Raw genomic sequence first — 16991 nt, 5'->3', positions numbered from 1 at the left:
TAAGTTTTTATTCGGCAGAGAGGTAGAAAAGGAGTTATTAATCGACTTCTTGAACGATTTGCTCTCTGGAGAGCACGTGATTACCGACATCCAGTTCCTTAACAACGAACAGCAGCCGGAAGTAAAAACAGAACGGGGGATTATCTACGATATCTACTGTATGACTGACACAGGTGAACGGATAATCGTAGAAATGCAGAATCGTGAGCAACCTTACTTTAAAGATCGTGCTCTCTTCTACCTCTCTCGTGCGATTACGCAACAAGCTAAAAGCGGTCCTTGGGACTTCCGGTTGGATGCTGTATACGGAGTGTTTTTTATGAACTTTGTGATTGACAAGGACATGCCTGCGAAGATAAGGACTGATGTAATCCTTTCCGACCGGGATACAGGACAGCTTTTCAATAACAAGTTTCGGCAGATTTTTATCGAACTGCCTAACTTTGACAAAGAAGAGGATGAGTGTAGTAACGATTTTGAACGATGGATTTATGTATTAAAGCATATGGATACACTTGATAGAATGCCTTTCAAGGCACGTAAAGCCGTTTTTGAACGACTTGAGAAGATGGCCTCCAAAGCGAATATGACTCCGGAGGAAAGAGCTCAATATGAGAAGGAATGGAAAGTTTATAACGATTATTTCAATACGTTGGACTTTGCCGAACAGAAAGGTATGTTGAGAGGAAAAGAATCGTCCGCCCGTATGATGAAATCCAAAGGTTTGGCTATCGATTTAATTTCAGAATGTACGGGACTCACTGCTGAAGAAATTGAGGCATTGTGAAAAGATAGATAACAAACAGTAAGGGCGGCTCGTTAAAAAACGGGTCGCCCTTACTGTTTGTATGCGCCAAGCCTTTTCCTGACAGCCTCTTCTCTATTTTGTCCATGAATCTGTCCATTCCCATTTTGTCCTTCGTCGGGCTGAAATAATTATTTTTGCCCCGGCGAATAAAAGTTTAGCCTATATTGTTTGCTGTTTTTCGGCTTTTCTTTATCTTTGTCACTGCCCTTGTGAGAGAGGGCGTGATTTTTAGATAACGGAAAGCGTTTGAAGAATATCATCTTCGTCAATCAAACTTCGCACCTTTGACTTGTCACCGTGAAGATGAATGCAACAAATGCTCACGTTCCATTGTTTATATGGATGCCTGTTTGCGCCCCCGCTTCCCCCTCCGTCCGGAGAGGGGAGGGGGACGATACACAAGCTTTATATACGCCAATGGCGTGAGTGTTCTGTTGCTTATCTACGGTATGGGCAGTGCGAAGGCCCCGATTGACGGATAAGCATACGGACACTTACGCCTTTCTTGTATATAAATTTTTGTAATCTTATGTTACAGGTATGAGAATGAAAAACAAACAAAACGTAGCGTGGAGTACATTCCGTTACTTCGTACTGGCATTTTTGCTATGTCTATCGGTTGTTCCCTTGCGCGGTCAGCCGGATGCTGCCGTCCTTTCCTCACCTTCGGCAGACAGCCTGATTATTTTCAGCTATCCTTCACGTATCCGGATGTTCAAGACGGAATATGCGGACAACCGACTGTCGTTGCGGAAGTTGAAGAAACGGCTGCGCACCTTTCGTAAACGTCAGGACACCCTCTACGTGCAGAGCTATTCCGGCAGTTGGGACGATGAAAAGTCGAATCTGCGCGCCGCCTACTGGCGTGCCAACAATCTGAAAGGCTATCTTATCGACCACTACGGACTGCGCGAGCGGCATTTCCGGACACTCAACCACCCGTTGGCTCATCCCTTGTGGGGAGAAGTCGTCGTGGTAGGTTGCCGAGGTTTCCAAGATTGCCAAAGCGAGATTCCGCAAAACCGGCAAGAGCCTGCAAGTGCGGCGAGGCGACAGGAACAACAGGAAGCCCTTCCGGTTGCCTTGCAGGGAGACAAAGAGCCTGTTGACTCTTCCGCCGTGGCTGCCACGGCTGTTGTGCCGGATGCAGCTACTGCACCTGTTGCACCCGATGCAGCTACTGCTCTTTCTACTTCGGTTGCTTCTTCTGCTTCAGTTACTCCTTCTTCTTCCACCGCTTCCACCTCTACAGCTACCTCGCCTTCACTTCCCGCCAACGGTCGTTACCTTGGCGTGAAAACCAACCTTGCCGCTTGGGCGGGCACGATTATGAACGTGGCGGCGGAAGTGCAGGTCGGCAAGCATCTTTCCGTAGAGTTGCCGATATTGTGGTGTCCGTGGCACATCAGCGGCAAACATGCCGTGAAGACCTTCACCCTGCAACCCGAAGCCCGTTACTGGCTCTCGAAGCCCGGCTCGGGACATTTCTTCGGTCTTCATGCCCACGTAGGCTGGTTCAATGTGAAGTGGAATCGCGACCGTTATCAAGACGCCGACCGTCCGTTGCTGGGCGCGGGCGTCAGCTATGGTTATCTGTTGCCGCTCGGCGGACATTGGGCGGGAGAATTTACCCTCGGTGCAGGCTATGCCAACATGAAGTACGACACCTATTATAATATAGACAACGGCGCACGGATAGACACACGGACGAAGAACTACTGGGGCATCACCCGCATGGGGCTTTCTATCGTCTATCGCTTCAACCTTAAAAAGTAACGGCTTATGAAACAGAAATATGCTATAGGATTTATCACCTTCATGTTGGCAACCGTCCTTGCCGCTTGTGTACACGACTATCCCGCGATGACACCGGACGGTGAGGAAGGCATCGACCCCACGCTTGTAGAGGTCAGTACCGAAGTGACCCTCGACCTCGAACTCCTACCACTGGAAATCATCACCAACAAGGCACACCGCGGAATCACAAAAGCCCGTGCCGGAGAACAAACGGATTACCGCCGCCGCTTCATCATCGAAGCATGGCGCGACGGCAAACCGGCAGCCCGGCAAGTGACCGTCATGGACAATGCCGACGAAGCCGGCAACGGGAAAATCACGCTCCCTGTCCATTTGAAGCTGTACGCCGTAGAATACACCCTCGCCGTATGGACGGACTACGTTGTGGCAGGCACGACCACCGACCTCTATTATAATACGGAGAACTTGCAGCAAGTAACTTGCACCACGCCCTACACCGGAAGCACTGGCTACCGCGATTGCCTCTACGGCAGCACCACCCTTGACCTGCGCCCCTACCGGGACGAATGGAACGTCCGCGTACAAGCCAAAGTCGACATGGTGCGCCCGTTGGCAAAATACCGTATTATCGCCACCGACGTGCAGGAGTTTCTGGCAAAAACACAGCGGCAACGCGATGCTGAAGGCGGCAACAACACCTACACCGTCACCTTTTCCTACGGGTTCTATTTCCCGTTAGGATTCAACACCGCCACGGGCAAGCCGATGAACTCCGTGCAGGGCGTGACGTTCTCCACCCCTCTCACCATCCCCGACGACGGCACGGAGAAATGTCCGCTAGGTTCGGACTTTATCTTCGTGAACGGCACGGAATCCTTTGTGCCCCTGAATATTGAATTGGCGGACGCCAACGGAAAGGTAGTGTCGCGTACCCGGGGACTGGAAGTGCCCTACCGGCGGGGACACCTCACCACCCTGCGAGGCAACTTCCTCACCAACGAAATGCAGGGAGGCATCAACATCGACACCGGATATGACGACGAGATAGACATCGACCTCGATTCTTTCTGAAATGACAGGTCAATATAATAAAACAAATTTAATCACAGTAAACGATGAACAGAAGTATGAAAAAGAACCTTTTCTTCGGGTTAATGGCTCTGGCAGGGCTATTCACCTCGTGCAGTCAGGACGACACCGACGCTTCCCCGACTGCGGACAGCAACCAAGTAAGCATGAGCATCGGAATGCCTGCCGATTTTGTAAAAACACGGGCTTCCGCCCCCGCTACGTTTCCCGCCGGCCATACGCTGCGCTGCATCCTCGAAGTGTGGACGAAAGATGGCTCTACACGAAGAGTACGCCAGGAGCAGTTGGTAACGGCTGGTGCCGCTAACATTACATTTAGTTTTGAATTGGCAGACCAAGGTGACTACAAAGCCGTGCTTTGGGCGGATTACATCGTTTCGGGTGCAACGGCGTCAGGCGACCACTATCCCGATAAGTATTACAAGACTGATAATGCCGATGGCTTGAAGAAAGTGACTATCATCACCGCTGCTTATACATACGCCGACCAACTACGTGAGGCATTTGCGGCAGTAGTACCGTTCACCAAAGGCGCTACGGCTAAGAACGACCTTACCGCCACGCTTGTCCGTCCGCTTACGAAAGTGACGATTGCGGAAAAGAACACCGAGATGATAGGCAAATGTAAAGACATGACGGCAACATACACCGTTCCGTCAGAATTCAATGCTTTTAGCGAGGAGGTAAGCCCGACAGCTACCTACGATGCCACCTACATCACAACCTCAATGGACGGCACGGATATTACTATCAATGGAAACAACTGCAAAATCCTCTTCTCCGATTATGTCTTTACCACTGCCGACGCCACGTTGGGCGGAATAAAACTTACGTTTACCGGGACAGGTAGCATAACGATGAACGATAGAGACATTCCTGCCAACATCCCCCTGAAACGCAACAACTGGGTACGGGCTGCCGGAAACCTGATTACAGTCGGAAACGATCCGGCGGTAACTTTGTCTGTAGATATGACCACTGACTGGGTAAGTCAGGATGTAACGGATATTTCGGATATCGTTAAGGTGGGTGACTTCTATTATGCAGACGGCACATGGTCTACCGCCCTCGATGCGAACAAGACCTGCATCGGCATCGTTTTCCAGACCGACCCCTCGCGCATCGGCGACAAAGAAAAACAGGTGTTGGCAGCAAAAGGCGTTGCCACGCCGCATGGTCTGGTCATGTCATTGAAGACCGTAACCAAAAGCCTTATGAGTTGGGGGGAAGATCACGATTTCTCCGAGCTGACGAAATGCACGGATAAAGTTGCCTGCAACGCAGACATCAACGGACTACTTAATTACACCACGGTAATCGACTATGCGGCCGCAAACAACAAAGAACTCGAAAATTTTTATCCCGCTTTCAAGGCCGTGAAGGATTATGTTGTACAGGCTCCCGAAAAGACGACGGGGTGGTACTTGCCCTCCATAGGTCAATGGTATGACTTTACCGCCAATCTGGGCGGTCTCCCAAGCTGGGATGACGCCATAAACGAAGGCAACGACCTAACCCCCAACCTGTATAGATGGAGTAATCAGACAGAACTCGTAAGTAAGATAAATGCCTATTTCGAACCGTTGGGCACTGGGAACTATGACGCAATCCCGAATGGGAGCTATCAGAAATTCTTCTCTTCCTCGACGTACTCCGATTCGGGTATATGGACGTGGTTTGTGGGTAAGCAGGCGAACGTTGTGCAATGCTGGCATAATGTCAGGTACAACTCCGATTCCGCCGTGCGCCCCATCCTCGCTTTTTAAGAATGACACACGGGGACGGGGTATCCAGGTCACTCCATCCCGTCCCCCTACATCATATACGTCCCAAGCCGCTGGGGGATGCAGTCGGCGGCAATATCATGAACCTTGTCCTTTTTCCCTTGTCGCCGACTTGAGAAGCGAACATCACTTCTCTTTATAGGATACCTTCCTCGATAGGAGCAATTGCCGGAAGCGACGCAACTGATCAAGGTAACAACCATAAAAAACATCACACTTATGAAAAAGATACTCGTCATCATCAACAAAAACTGGGAAACGGAACCCGTGCTCAACGCCCTGACCAACCCCAAACTGCGTCCCGCCGCCTTACCATTCCCTGAAGTGATAAACACTCCGTGCGACGGAGACAACCGCATGAGCCAACCCCGTGCTGTCTTCTCCCTTCCCCGAGAAGGAGAAGAACCGTTGCAAGTCGTAGTCCGCTGCATCGAAGACCTTATGGCAACGGGAGTCAACACTTCGAGTTCCCTCGAAAAATACAAAGTGCTCCCGCAAGCCATTGCTGCCGATGCCGCCGACCTCATCATCAGCGTCAGCACCGCCAACTATCCCGACCCGGCAGTGACCCATAACGGAACCGTTGTCCTCGGCGGCAACTTCTTTATCCACGACGGAAATCCCGACAGCCATACCGATCCGGAACACAACCTTATCGACGACCGCGTAGGCACCTTCATCGCTTCCAACGTAGCCCCTGCCGTGTTCAGTCTGGCCGAAACCGTCAACGCCCGCCTGCACTGTTACCCCGGCGGCGCATGCAAACTTGTCCCGCCGCCCAACTTCCCCGCACCGCAACTCGTGTGTGAAGGAGCGTCCACCTTCACGGCAGTAGGCTCCGTCAACGTCACCGACTACGGTTCATACGACACGATAGACGCCCAAGCCCTTAAAGAATTTGCCGCTGCAGCCCCCGAAGGGTATACGGCAAACTCCATCGAAACCACCCACGGCGTGGTAAAAATCAGCACCTCAGGCGAACCTATCCTCTTTCTTTCCCCCATCACCGACCGTCTCAACCATTTCAACGAGGACGTGACCGACACGCAGAACTACGTGTCAGCCTTCAACGGCGGCCTTGCACTGGGCGAACTGCTTTGCGCGCTGGCGGAATACGGAGGGGAACGGCAAATATGATAATTGAGATAATTCGCAACATTTATTAATCACGCTTCCTTCTTGCAGCACCCCATCAGGAAATGCTTGCAGACACGGACAGACAAAGGTCGTCACTGAGGTAGGCTAAGTCCGACACCGAGGTAGGCAAAGGTCGTCACCGAGATAAGCAAAGTCCGTCACCGAGTATTAGTCTTATCGGGATGCGGCAGGGAAGAGGTAAAAAACATCAACTTATGGGATTCTTCAAGAAAGTAAAACAGAAAATCAATGGAATGTGGTATCCGCAATCCATCACCGTTGGCAAACCTGTCACGACGGACGAAGTGGCAAAACGTCTTGCCATTGAATCCACCGTAAGCCCTGCCGACACCTTTGCCGTGCTCAAGTCCCTTGGCAGCGTATTAGGTAGCTACATGGCAGACGGCCGCACCGTCAAACTCGACGGCGTGGGCACATTCTACTACACAGCCGTTGCTTCGGGCAATGGAGTGGACTCCCCCGACAAAGTGACTGCCAAGCAAATCACCGGCGTCCGTGTCCGCTTCATCCCTGAAACGAGCCGTTCATCCAACAACCAGGTTACCACCCGTTCCCTCGTCGATTCCAATATCTTCTGGGAAGAATGGGGCGGAAAATCCACTACTCCCAGCGAAGGTGGCGGTGGTGGTGAAGGGGGAGGAGAGGCTCCCGATCCGGCAGCATAAAGCCGGATGCTTTTCCGGTGCTATAAAAAGGACGGGTTCCTGCACTGCAAAAGGACTTTTCTGTATTGCCAAAGGCTCCTTCCGGCATTGCCGCACGACCCTTTAAGATGAAAGATTCGTTTTCACTCGCCGCTGCTGTAGCCTGCTGCCGGATGAGAGAAACGAATCTTTCTTTGTGTGCCGGGGGAAATAATCGGTTCTTGACAGAACAATCTGCACCGGAATTGTTATCTTTGCCCGTAGCATTGATTATAATAAATGGAAAATTTATGAAACGAAACAAATAAGAGAGATTATACGTCGCGTGGCTCCTACGGCAAAAACTATTTTATATGGTTCGCAAGCAAGGAACGAAGCGCGTAGCGACAGTGATATTGATCTGCTTATCCTGCTCGACGGCGAGAAAATGACATTGAAGGACGAAGAATCTATCACACTGCCACTTTACGAACTGGAACTGAAAACCGGAGTCTCTATCAGCCCGATAGTCACGCTCAAAAAACTTTGGGAGAGCTGCCCATTTACCCCCTCCCTTTTTATATTAACGTCACCAATGAAGGTGTCGTGTTATGAGAGAAATCTTGGATGAAGAAAGCCGTAAAGCTTTGATTGCATACAGACTGCAACGCGCTTACGAAACGATGAAGGAAGCCGAAGTAATGATTCGGGAAATGTTTTAAAATGTAGCTACCCCTCTATTTCTCCTTTGCCAGTGTAAATACAAACTCCAGTCCGCCTCCCTGATTGTTCTTGGCGGAGATGTTGCCGCCGTGGATAATAACGGCGTTCTTTACAATAGCCAGTCCCAATCCTGTTCCGCCTAGTTTGCGTGAGCGACCTTTATCTACCCGGTAGAAGCGTTCGAAGAGACGGTTCAGATGTTCGGGTGATACACCTATACCAGTGTCGGCGAAGCTGAAATAGTAGAAATTCTCATCTTCACGGAAACAGTTGATATTTATCTGAATATTGCTTCCGGCGTATGCGATGGCATTGTCCATCAGGTTGCGGAAGATAGAATAGAGCAATGAATAATTACCTTTGACTTGTATGCTCTTTTTCAGAGAGTTGATTACTGTGATATGCTTTTCGTCGAGTTCTAGAGATACTTCATTGATAATATTTCCGACCAGTACACTAATATCCACTCGTTCCATATCAATCATGCTGGCGGCTTCGTCCATGCGGGTGAGTACGGAGATGTCGCGTAGCAGCCGGCTCAAACGATTGCTTTGTGCATAACAACGTTCGAGGAATACGTTTATCTTTTCACGTGGAATATTCTCGTTGCTGACAATGGTTTCCAGATATCCTTGAATACTGCTGACAGGAGTTTTCAACTCATGGGCGATATTTTGAGTCAGTTGGCGTTTGAGTCTTACTTGTTCTTCTTCCTGGGTGACATCGTTGATGGAAATCTCAAAGCTGGCATCCTGGAAGATGATACATTCTACGATAAATGTCCGTCCGTTCTTGTTGATGGTAACTGACATTCGTTTTTCACCTTTTCCTCTTGATCGTTCTTGCTGGTTCTTATTGATAAAATGAATAATCTCTTTTAGTTCGCTGATAGCAAAGACTTCTTCCGTTGTTTCCAGGTTGGAATCCGAAATCAGGTTACTGTATTGGGTGAAAAGATTGTTGACAAGAATCTCTTTTTTGTCTTTTGTAAATACTCCTAATCCTTCGTGCGAGATTTGGAGATGAGTGATTAGCTTTTCACGTTCGATGTAGAGAGCTTCTTTGGTTTCGTGCAATCGTTTATAGATTTGGATGATGTGTTGCGAGATTTCTCCTAGCTCATTATGTGGAAAAGCGGATTGCATAGCCATTTCGATAGGCTCGTTGCGGTCGGCACGCATGGCAAATTCACGGAGCTGGCTGATGGAAGTGCCCAGTTTGTTGGTGAATTTATAGAAGATAATCATTAATAATAAGGTTACGATGATGGTAAACCATAGATAGTGCGGATCTGCTTGCAGGTTGTTGATGAGGCTGACGTTATAAGGCAAAGCCGAACGGACAATATAATCTTTATAACGAGTGGCCGAATAAAAATAGGGAACTCCGGTTGTTTCCGAAGTACGGCGTACGTCATATCCGTTGCCATGCTTTATTGCTTTCTGTACTTCCGGACGATTCAGATGGTTTTCTATTTGGTTATTATGACTTGGATAACTGTCGTAAACAACATTTCCTTCTGCGTCAATAAGGGTCACACGCAAGTCTTCCAGAATATGTTTGTCGATATAACCGCTGATTATTTCGCTATCAAGGGGTTGCTCTTCCAATTGTTCGTAGAGTCTGCTGTTGTAATCTTGCAGTTTTGTATTCAGCAGTTCTATTTTATATTCCCGCTCACGTTGATACTGGTACGCAATAAAACAAATGGCAAATACCAGAAATAGTGAAATAACCGAAAGGAACAGCTTCCGGCTGAAAGAAAGAAAATGTTTTTGAGTTACAGGCAGGTTCATAATAATTGCTTAATTCGGTATTATTACTTATTCAGCTTCAAAACAGTATCCGTATCCGAGACGGGTGACAATACGTTTGCCGTATATACCTATCTTTTTACGTAAACGGGTGATGTTTACGTCGATGGTACGGTCGAGCACATACACTTCGTCACTCCAGATACGGGCCAGAATGTCTTCACGTGAGAATACGCGTCCCTTATTCTGTACCAGTAGAAGCAATATTTCAAATTCTTTTTTAGTCAATGGCACTTCTTCATCGTCGATACTTACTTTCTTCTTTGTGATGTCAATAACGAGCGACTGATAAGTAAGACGTTCGGGGGCTCTTTCCGTTTCCGTTGTTACCGTACGTCTTAATACTGCTTTCACACGGGCAATGACTTCACGCAGGGAGAAAGGTTTCGAAATATAATCGTCTGCTCCCAGATTGAATCCGGTCACAGTATCGTTTTCAGTATCTTTTGCCGTGATAAAGATGATAGGCACTTTTGCTGTTTTTTTTTCTTTCTTCAAGATGTTGGCCATTTTGAAACCGGAGATTTCTCCCATCATCACATCGAGGAGAATTAAGTGATAACTGCTGATATCCATCTTCATTGCCTCTTCGGCAGAGTTTGCTGTATCAACCTCATAACCTTCGTTTTCAAGATTGAATTTCAGAATCTCACAGAGGTCTTCTTCATCGTCGACAACTAAAATACGGTAATCGTTCATAAGATATATGTATTAATGTGATATGACAAAGTTACGTTTTTATTTTATCCTTTGCAAAGATGAGGAGACTTTGTTACGGGCAGATGAAACAGACGTTACAATCGTGTTACATTCTGTGAATTCCGGGAATTGATACGGAATATGGAAGTTTTTGTTGATTGTAAGAGGAAAAAACGCTCGCTATTTGTTATCTTTGTTAGCGAGATACAATAGAAATGTTTGACTATAGAAACTACAAATAATGATAAAAATTGACTTAAAACGACATCGGAAGGAAATAATAGGATCTGTTGTGGTACTGTTAATTCTCCTTGGCGGTATGTCTGTGTTTAAATATACTTCATTCAATTCCGGTTTTGAGATTGTAGACGATCTGGGAGGAAATATATTTCCTTCGGCGATTCTGTCTGTTGCCACCACTGATGCACAAGTGATTGTTCCGTCGGATTCGACGTCTTTGGGAAATCCGAAGTCGTGTATTGCCGTTCGGTTGAAATCGAAGACAGCTTATAGTCGTGTGCGGATTGAAGTAGCCGAAACGCCTTTTTTCTCCCGCTCGGTGTCGGAATTTGTATTAAACAAGCCCAGAACGGAATATACGATTTATCCTGATATCATCTGGAATTATGAGGCACTGAAAAATGAGGTGCAGGCAGAGCCGGTAAGCGTAGCCATCACAGTGGAGATGAACGGAAAAGATTTGGGACAACGGGTGCGTACTTTTTCAGTGCGTAGCATCAATGAGTGTCTGTTGGGGTATGTGGCCAACGGAACTAAATTTCACGATACCAGTATTTTCTTTGCGGCTTATGTCAATGAAGAGAATCCGATGATCGATCAGTTGCTTCGCGAGGCATTGAATACTCGGATTGTTAATCGCTTTCTCGGTTATCAAAGTAAGGCTAAAGGGGCGGTAGACAAGCAGGTGTATGCTCTTTGGAATATATTGCAGAAACGTAAATTCCGTTATAGTTCTGTTTCCAATACCAGCCTTTCGAGCAATGTTGTTTTCTCGCAGCGTGTCCGTACGTTTGATGATGCACTGGAATCTTCACAGATTAATTGTGTGGATGGGAGTGTGTTGTTTGCGTCGTTGCTTCGCGCCATTAATATTGATCCTATCCTGGTACGTACACCGGGGCACATGTTTGTAGGATACTATACGGATAATTCGCACACGAATAAAAACTTCCTGGAGACAACGATGATTGGTGATGTCGATCTGGATGATTTTTTCCCGGATGAACAACTGGATTCTACAATGGTAGGCAAATCACAGAATGAGATGTCGTTACTGACTTTCGAGAAATCGAAGCAGTATGCTAATAAGAAGTATAAGGAAAACGAAGAAGGAATCCATTCCGGAAAGTTGAATTATATGTTTTTGGAGATTTCTAAAGAAGTGCGGAGGAAAATACAGCCGATAGGAAAATGAAGAATTAAAAATGAAGAATATCCTTGCGGTATACTTGCATAGCGCAGCAAAATTCTTCATTCTTCGTTCTTCATTCTTCATTATTAATTCGTATTTTTGCCCAAGTAATCATTTTTAATATAAAAGGATGCAAGGCAAGAAATTTATCTCTCCCGGAGCATGGTTTTCTATGAACTATCCATCAGACTGGAATGAGTTTGAAGATGGCGAAGGCTCTTTTCTTTTCTATAATCCCGATGTATGGACGGGAAATTTTCGTATATCCGCATTTAAAGGAAAAGCCGGTTATGGTAAAGATGTCATCCGGCAGGAACTGAAAGAGAATGATTCGGCTTCGTTGGTGAAAGTCGGAACGTGGGAATGTGCGTATAGCAAAGAAATGTTTCAGGAAGAGGGGACGTATTATACTTCCCATTTGTGGATTACAGGAGTTGACGATATTGCTTTCGAATGTTCTTTTACTGTACCTAAAGGCGGAGTTGTGAAGGAGGCGGAAGATGTAATTGCTACTTTGGAGGTACGCAAAGAAGGGCAGAAGTATCCTGCTGAACTGATCCCGGCCCGTCTTTCTGAAATCTATTTGATTAATGAAGCGTACGAATGGGTGGTATCTACCGTGAAGCAGGAATTGAAAAAAGATTTTCAGGGAATAGAAGAAGACCTGGAGAAACTTCAGCAGGTGATTAATAGCGGTAAGATTGGCTCGAAAAAGAAAGAGGAATGGTTGGCAATCGGCATCACAGTCTGTATAATTCTGACGAATGAAGTGGAAGGTATGGAATGGAAAACGTTGATTGACGGTAACCGGGAAGCTCCTGTATTACAATATAAAGACCGTATCATCGACCCGCTGAAACTGGCATGGAGTAAAGTAAAGGCAGGAGAACCTTGCGACATTATTGAAGAGTATAAATCCGTGATTATTAATCACTAATCACTAACCAACTAATTACTAAATTACGTGGCTGTACCTTATTTACAGATAGATAACCTGACCAAGTCCTTCGGTGACTTGGTTCTTTTTGAAAATATATCTTTTGGCATTGCTGAAGGCCAGCGTGTAGGATTGATAGCGAAGAACGGCAGCGGAAAAACTACTTTATTGAATATAATCGCCGGAAAAGAAGGTTATGATAGCGGTAACATTGTTTTCCGTCGTGACCTTCGGGTGGATTATCTGGAACAAGATCCACAGTATCCCGAAGAGTTGACCGTGCTTGAGGCCTGTTTCCATCACGGTAACAGTACCGTGGAACTGATAAAAGAGTATGAACGTTGCATGGAGACTGAAGGTCATCCGGGATTGGAAAATCTTCTGGCGCGTATGGATCAGGAAAAAGCCTGGGAATATGAACAGAAAGCCAAGCAAATTCTTTCGCAACTCAAAATCCGCAACTTCGACCAAAAAGTGAAGCAACTGTCCGGTGGACAGTTGAAGCGCGTTGCTTTAGCCAATGCGTTGATTACCGAGCCGGATCTGCTTATCCTTGATGAGCCTACCAATCACCTGGACTTGGATATGACCGAATGGCTGGAAGATTATCTGCGTCGTACCAATCTTAGTTTGCTGATGGTGACGCACGACCGTTATTTCCTTGATCGTGTTTGTTCGGAGATTATTGAAATAGACAATCAACAAATCTACCAATATAAAGGTAACTACAGTTATTATCTCGAGAAACGTCAGGAACGTATCGAAGCTAAAAGTGTAGAAATAGAACGTGCCAACAACCTTTACCGTACGGAACTCGATTGGATGCGCCGGATGCCGCAGGCACGCGGGCATAAAGCCCGTTACCGGGAAGATGCTTTTTATGAATTGGAAAAGGTGGCAAAGCAACGTTTCAACAATGATAATGTGAAGCTGGAGGTGAAAGCATCCTATATCGGTAGTAAGATATTCGAGGCCGATCACTTGTTTAAGAGCTTCGGTGATTTGAAGATACTGGATGATTTTTCTTATATCTTTGCCCGCTATGAAAAGATGGGCATTGTGGGAAATAACGGGACAGGTAAATCTACTTTTATCAAGATATTAATGGGGCAGGTTGCGCCCGACAGTGGAACGGTGGATGTTGGTGAAACTGTTCGTTTCGGCTATTACTCGCAGGATGGCCTTCAGTTCGATGAACAAATGAAGGTTATTGATGTAGTGCAGGATATTGCCGAAGTGATTGAACTGGGGAATGGAAAGAAACTGACTGCTTCGCAATTCTTACAGCATTTTCTGTTTACTCCCGAAACGCAACATAGCTATGTCTATAAGTTGAGTGGGGGCGAGCGTCGTCGTCTTTATCTGTGTACCATCCTGATGCGTAACCCTAACTTCCTGGTGCTTGACGAACCTACCAACGACCTCGATATTATCACTCTGAACGTGCTTGAAGAATATCTTCAAAATTTCAAAGGTTGTGTGATTGTTGTTTCTCACGACCGCTACTTTATGGATAAGGTAGTAGACCATTTGATGGTATTCAATGGACAGGGAGATATTCGCGACTTTCCCGGAAACTACAGTGACTATCGTGACTGGAAAGACGCGAAAGCTCAAAAGGAGAAAGAAACTGAAAAGCCGCAGGAAGAAAAGACTGCCCGTGTTCGTCTGAACGACAAACGGAAGATGAGTTTCAAGGAAAAACGAGAGTTCGAGCAATTGGAAAAGGAGATAGCAGAATTAGAAACAGAAAAAGTACAGATTGAAGAACTCTTATGTAGCGGTACCCTTTCTGTTGACGAATTGACAGAGAAATCGAAACGTTTGCCTGAAGTCAATGACCTGATTGATGAGAAAACAATGCGATGGCTGGAACTTAGTGAAATAGAAGGCTGATTTGTGCCATTGTATCACTAGAATAGCCTGATAATGATAATAACTTTGATAATATATCCCAGACAACATATAACCTTGTATGACAAACCTAACCAATTATCATAGCCACTGCCTGTTTTGTGACGGACGCGCCAATATGGAAGATTTTATTCGTTTTGCTATTAGCGAAGGATTTACTTCCTATGGCATTTCTTCCCATGCTCCACTGCCGTTTTCTACTGCATGGACGATGGAGTGGGATAGAATGGATGATTACCTTTTCGAATTTTCCCGTCTGAAGAAGAAATATGCAGATAAAATAGAGCTTGCCATTGGTCTTGAAATAGATTACCTGAACGAAGAAAGCAACCCTTCTTTACCCTGTTTTCAAAAACTACCACTTGACTACCGGATAGGTTCCGTACATATGTTGTACTCTCCGGAAGGAAAAATCGTAGATATTGATACTCCGGCAGATCTTTTCCGTCAATTGGTAGACAAGCACTTTGATGGTGATTTGGATTCTGTGGTCCGTCTTTACTATAAGAACCTGCTTCGTATGGTAGAATTGGGAGGATTTGATATTGTTGGTCATGCTGACAAGATGCATTATAATGCTTCCTGTTATCGTCCGGGATTATTGGATGAACCGTGGTATGATGCGTTGGTTCGCAAATATTTCACCGCCATTGCCGAATATGGCTATATCGTTGAAATAAACACTAAATCTTATCATGATTTAGGAACATTCTATCCCAATAAACGATATTTCTCTTTCCTGAAAGAGTTGGGTATCAGAGTACAGGTAAACAGTGATGCGCATTATCCGGAACGGATTAATAATGGACGCTCCGAAGCATTGGCTGCTTTGAAGAAGGCAGGCTTTACTTCAGTTGCAGAGTGGCATAATGGAAAATGGGAAGAAAGAGAAATAGAATAAAGAAATAGAATTTAGTCAATCTCCAAAGTGCCTCCTTAATAAACTGATAATTTATTTTGTTTATTAAGGAGGCGCTTTCTTTAAGGATGTTTTGAGATGTTATTCAGTTCTTTTGCAAGCATTTGCCTGGAAAAACTCGTTCAATGTATCTTCATAGTTACCATGAAGCATAATATGATGATTTCCCAAAGGATTCTTCAGAAAATACTCGGCTGGAGTATTCATGCGGATGCGTACTTGCGTGCGGCACATATTAATATAATTGGTATTTTCAGTCAATGTTCCAGTAGATAAGTAATATTCGTCCAGACATTCACCGCCGCATTTTATAATCGTTACGTCTCCTGTCGGAAGTAACCCTTGTATGGCAATTCCTTTTTCTGTTTCAAAATGATTGCGGATAATGTATCTCTCCGTTTGTTTGAGTCCTATGGTGCAGTGTGCTAATATCAGCTCGTTCGTACGGGAATTAATCATGGAAGGATTTGCCATAAATCCGTCCTTTCCCGTAAGCGCTTTCACTGCTAATAGCGTAAATACAGATTGAAGATCGCCTTCGCAACCTGCTATTATCCCGTCATCATTCAATAAAGATAATGCCACGCATCCGGTAGTGTCGATTTGTTCAATCAATTTAAAGCAGCTCAATGTCAGTGCTTCCAGATTTTCTTCCTGACACACCTTTTTTATCGCCCGGTACAGCCGCATGGATTTGATTAAATCTTCGGGAGTTCCTTCGCGGCAGGCAAGAGCTTGCGATGCTACAGCCGCACATGATGCTCCGACTTGCTCATCCGTTATTTGTTGAAATTGTTCGTAAATCCGTTCCAATGGAATATCTACATATTCAATTCCCCAACGACGTTTTGCCAACAGGTAGTCTACGTTACTGGCAACTAACCAGGAAGAAGGAGTTCCGATGACTCCGATACGTTTGCCGAATAAGGAACGTTGTGCACGGAAATTATTATAAAGTGTATGAATACGCAGGATGATAGCAGGTAATTCGCCATGTAGTATTTCGCTCTTCATTCCACGTCCCCGTAACCATGTGGAGATTTCCAATGCGGCAGCAAGAGAGTTCTGCATGCCGTCTGCCAGTAAAATGGCAGGGCGGGGGAGGTTTTCGAATTGCTGTATGACCAGTCTTTCCACCCCACCGGTAGCGATAAAAATGATTTTGAAATCATCACTACTAAGCTTGTCCATATCTTGATAATCGACGAGCTTTACGGTATAATATTTTTCAATTTCGCTTAAAATAGCTTCGTGTGAGCTACGTAGCGAGACTTGTTTGTGAAGGATTGAAGCAAATGAGATAAGGTGTATGGTCATTATGATATTGTTTTAA

Annotated in this window: 13 protein-coding genes and 1 pseudogene; 11 read left to right on the top strand and 3 right to left on the bottom strand. The window is 45.8% G+C overall.

Annotation, left to right across the window (positions count from 1 at the left end; all coding sequences use genetic code 11):
- The 7 genes and pseudogenes from DW173_RS08455 to DW173_RS08420 all read left to right on the top strand — a co-directional run.
- Window positions 1-787 (top strand): Rpn family recombination-promoting nuclease/putative transposase (locus DW173_RS08455; protein ID WP_233562122.1); only part of this gene is annotated, 787 nt, incomplete at its 5' end.
- A gap of 561 nt (window positions 788-1348) precedes the next feature.
- A complete protein-coding gene (locus tag DW173_RS08450; protein ID WP_008025709.1) occupies window positions 1349-2584 on the top strand; it encodes a DUF3575 domain-containing protein in 1236 nt (411 codons plus the stop codon).
- Between the two features lie 6 nt (window positions 2585-2590).
- A complete protein-coding gene (locus tag DW173_RS08445; RefSeq protein ID WP_004314847.1) occupies window positions 2591-3637 on the top strand; it encodes a DUF6562 domain-containing protein in 1047 nt (348 codons plus the stop codon).
- Window positions 3638-3693: 56 nt separating this feature from the next.
- Window positions 3694-5421 (top strand): DUF6562 domain-containing protein, encoded by a 1728-nt coding sequence (locus DW173_RS08440; protein ID WP_225473997.1) that lies wholly within the window; start codon window positions 3694-3696, stop codon window positions 5419-5421.
- A gap of 237 nt (window positions 5422-5658) precedes the next feature.
- Window positions 5659-6576: a hypothetical protein gene (locus tag DW173_RS08435; RefSeq protein ID WP_004314845.1), complete on the top strand. Its 918-nt coding sequence runs from the start codon at window positions 5659-5661 to the stop codon at window positions 6574-6576.
- 215 nt (window positions 6577-6791) lie between these two features.
- Entirely contained in the window at window positions 6792-7262 is a 471-nt protein-coding gene (locus DW173_RS08430) for an HU family DNA-binding protein (RefSeq protein WP_008025706.1), read from the top strand.
- A 265-nt stretch (window positions 7263-7527) separates the two neighbouring features.
- Window positions 7528-7835: pseudogene (locus DW173_RS08420) on the top strand (nucleotidyltransferase domain-containing protein).
- Window positions 7836-7957: 122 nt separating this feature from the next.
- Here the strand turns inward: DW173_RS08420 and DW173_RS08410 are convergent.
- Together DW173_RS08410 and DW173_RS08405 are read right to left on the bottom strand one after the other, a co-directional pair.
- Window positions 7958-9739 carry a sensor histidine kinase gene (locus DW173_RS08410; RefSeq protein ID WP_008025705.1) on the bottom strand — a complete coding sequence of 594 codons (1782 nt, stop codon included), beginning with the start codon at window positions 9737-9739 and terminating at the stop codon, window positions 7958-7960.
- 27 nt (window positions 9740-9766) lie between these two features.
- A complete protein-coding gene (locus DW173_RS08405; RefSeq protein WP_008025703.1) occupies window positions 9767-10456 on the bottom strand; it encodes a response regulator transcription factor in 690 nt (229 codons plus the stop codon).
- A 241-nt stretch (window positions 10457-10697) separates the two neighbouring features.
- Here DW173_RS08405 and DW173_RS08400 point away from each other — a divergent pair, with 241 nt between their 5' ends.
- The 4 genes from DW173_RS08400 (at window position 10698) to DW173_RS08385 (ending at window position 15640) form a co-directional block, all read left to right on the top strand.
- Complete coding sequence (locus tag DW173_RS08400) at window positions 10698-11891, top strand: hypothetical protein (protein ID WP_008019595.1); 1194 nt, start codon at window positions 10698-10700, stop codon at window positions 11889-11891.
- A 127-nt stretch (window positions 11892-12018) separates the two neighbouring features.
- Window positions 12019-12825 (top strand): DUF3805 domain-containing protein, encoded by an 807-nt coding sequence (locus DW173_RS08395; RefSeq protein ID WP_008025701.1) that lies wholly within the window; start codon window positions 12019-12021, stop codon window positions 12823-12825.
- 27 nt (window positions 12826-12852) lie between these two features.
- Entirely contained in the window at window positions 12853-14721 is a 1869-nt protein-coding gene (locus DW173_RS08390) for an ABC-F family ATP-binding cassette domain-containing protein (protein ID WP_008025699.1), read from the top strand.
- A gap of 79 nt (window positions 14722-14800) precedes the next feature.
- Window positions 14801-15640, top strand: a complete 840-nt coding sequence (locus tag DW173_RS08385; RefSeq protein WP_008025697.1) for a histidinol-phosphatase — start codon at window positions 14801-14803, stop codon at window positions 15638-15640.
- 99 nt (window positions 15641-15739) lie between these two features.
- On the opposite strand, the gene DW173_RS08380 is transcribed toward DW173_RS08385, so the two are convergent.
- Window positions 15740-16975, bottom strand: a complete 1236-nt coding sequence (locus DW173_RS08380) for a fucose isomerase (protein ID WP_008025695.1) — start codon at window positions 16973-16975, stop codon at window positions 15740-15742.
- Window positions 16976-16991 lie beyond the last annotated feature (16 nt).

Source organism: Bacteroides sp. AM16-13, assembly GCF_003602705.1.
In the GTDB taxonomy this organism is placed as follows: domain Bacteria; phylum Bacteroidota; class Bacteroidia; order Bacteroidales; family Bacteroidaceae; genus Bacteroides; species Bacteroides xylanisolvens.
The sequence above is the reverse complement of the archived record's forward strand: the minus strand, read 5'-3'. Positions and strand labels throughout refer to the sequence as shown.

Bases quoted from the DNA above. Each gene is read 5' to 3' on its own strand.
- DW173_RS08445 (WP_004314847.1), top strand. From the start codon at position 2,591: ATGAAACAGAAATATGCTATAGGATTTATCACCTTCATGTTGGCAACC.
- DW173_RS08435 (WP_004314845.1), top strand. From the start codon at position 5,659: ATGAAAAAGATACTCGTCATCATCAACAAAAACTGGGAAACGGAACCC.
- DW173_RS08380 (WP_008025695.1), bottom strand. From the start codon at position 16,975: ATGACCATACACCTTATCTCATTTGCTTCAATCCTTCACAAACAAGTC.
- DW173_RS08400 (WP_008019595.1), top strand. From the start codon at position 10,698: ATGATAAAAATTGACTTAAAACGACATCGGAAGGAAATAATAGGATCT.
- DW173_RS08440 (WP_225473997.1), top strand. From the start codon at position 3,694: ATGAAAAAGAACCTTTTCTTCGGGTTAATGGCTCTGGCAGGGCTATTC.
- DW173_RS08450 (WP_008025709.1), top strand. From the start codon at position 1,349: ATGAGAATGAAAAACAAACAAAACGTAGCGTGGAGTACATTCCGTTAC.
- DW173_RS08385 (WP_008025697.1), top strand. From the start codon at position 14,801: ATGACAAACCTAACCAATTATCATAGCCACTGCCTGTTTTGTGACGGA.
- DW173_RS08430 (WP_008025706.1), top strand. From the start codon at position 6,792: ATGGGATTCTTCAAGAAAGTAAAACAGAAAATCAATGGAATGTGGTAT.
- DW173_RS08395 (WP_008025701.1), top strand. From the start codon at position 12,019: ATGCAAGGCAAGAAATTTATCTCTCCCGGAGCATGGTTTTCTATGAAC.
- DW173_RS08405 (WP_008025703.1), bottom strand. From the start codon at position 10,456: ATGAACGATTACCGTATTTTAGTTGTCGACGATGAAGAAGACCTCTGT.
- DW173_RS08410 (WP_008025705.1), bottom strand. From the start codon at position 9,739: ATGAACCTGCCTGTAACTCAAAAACATTTTCTTTCTTTCAGCCGGAAG.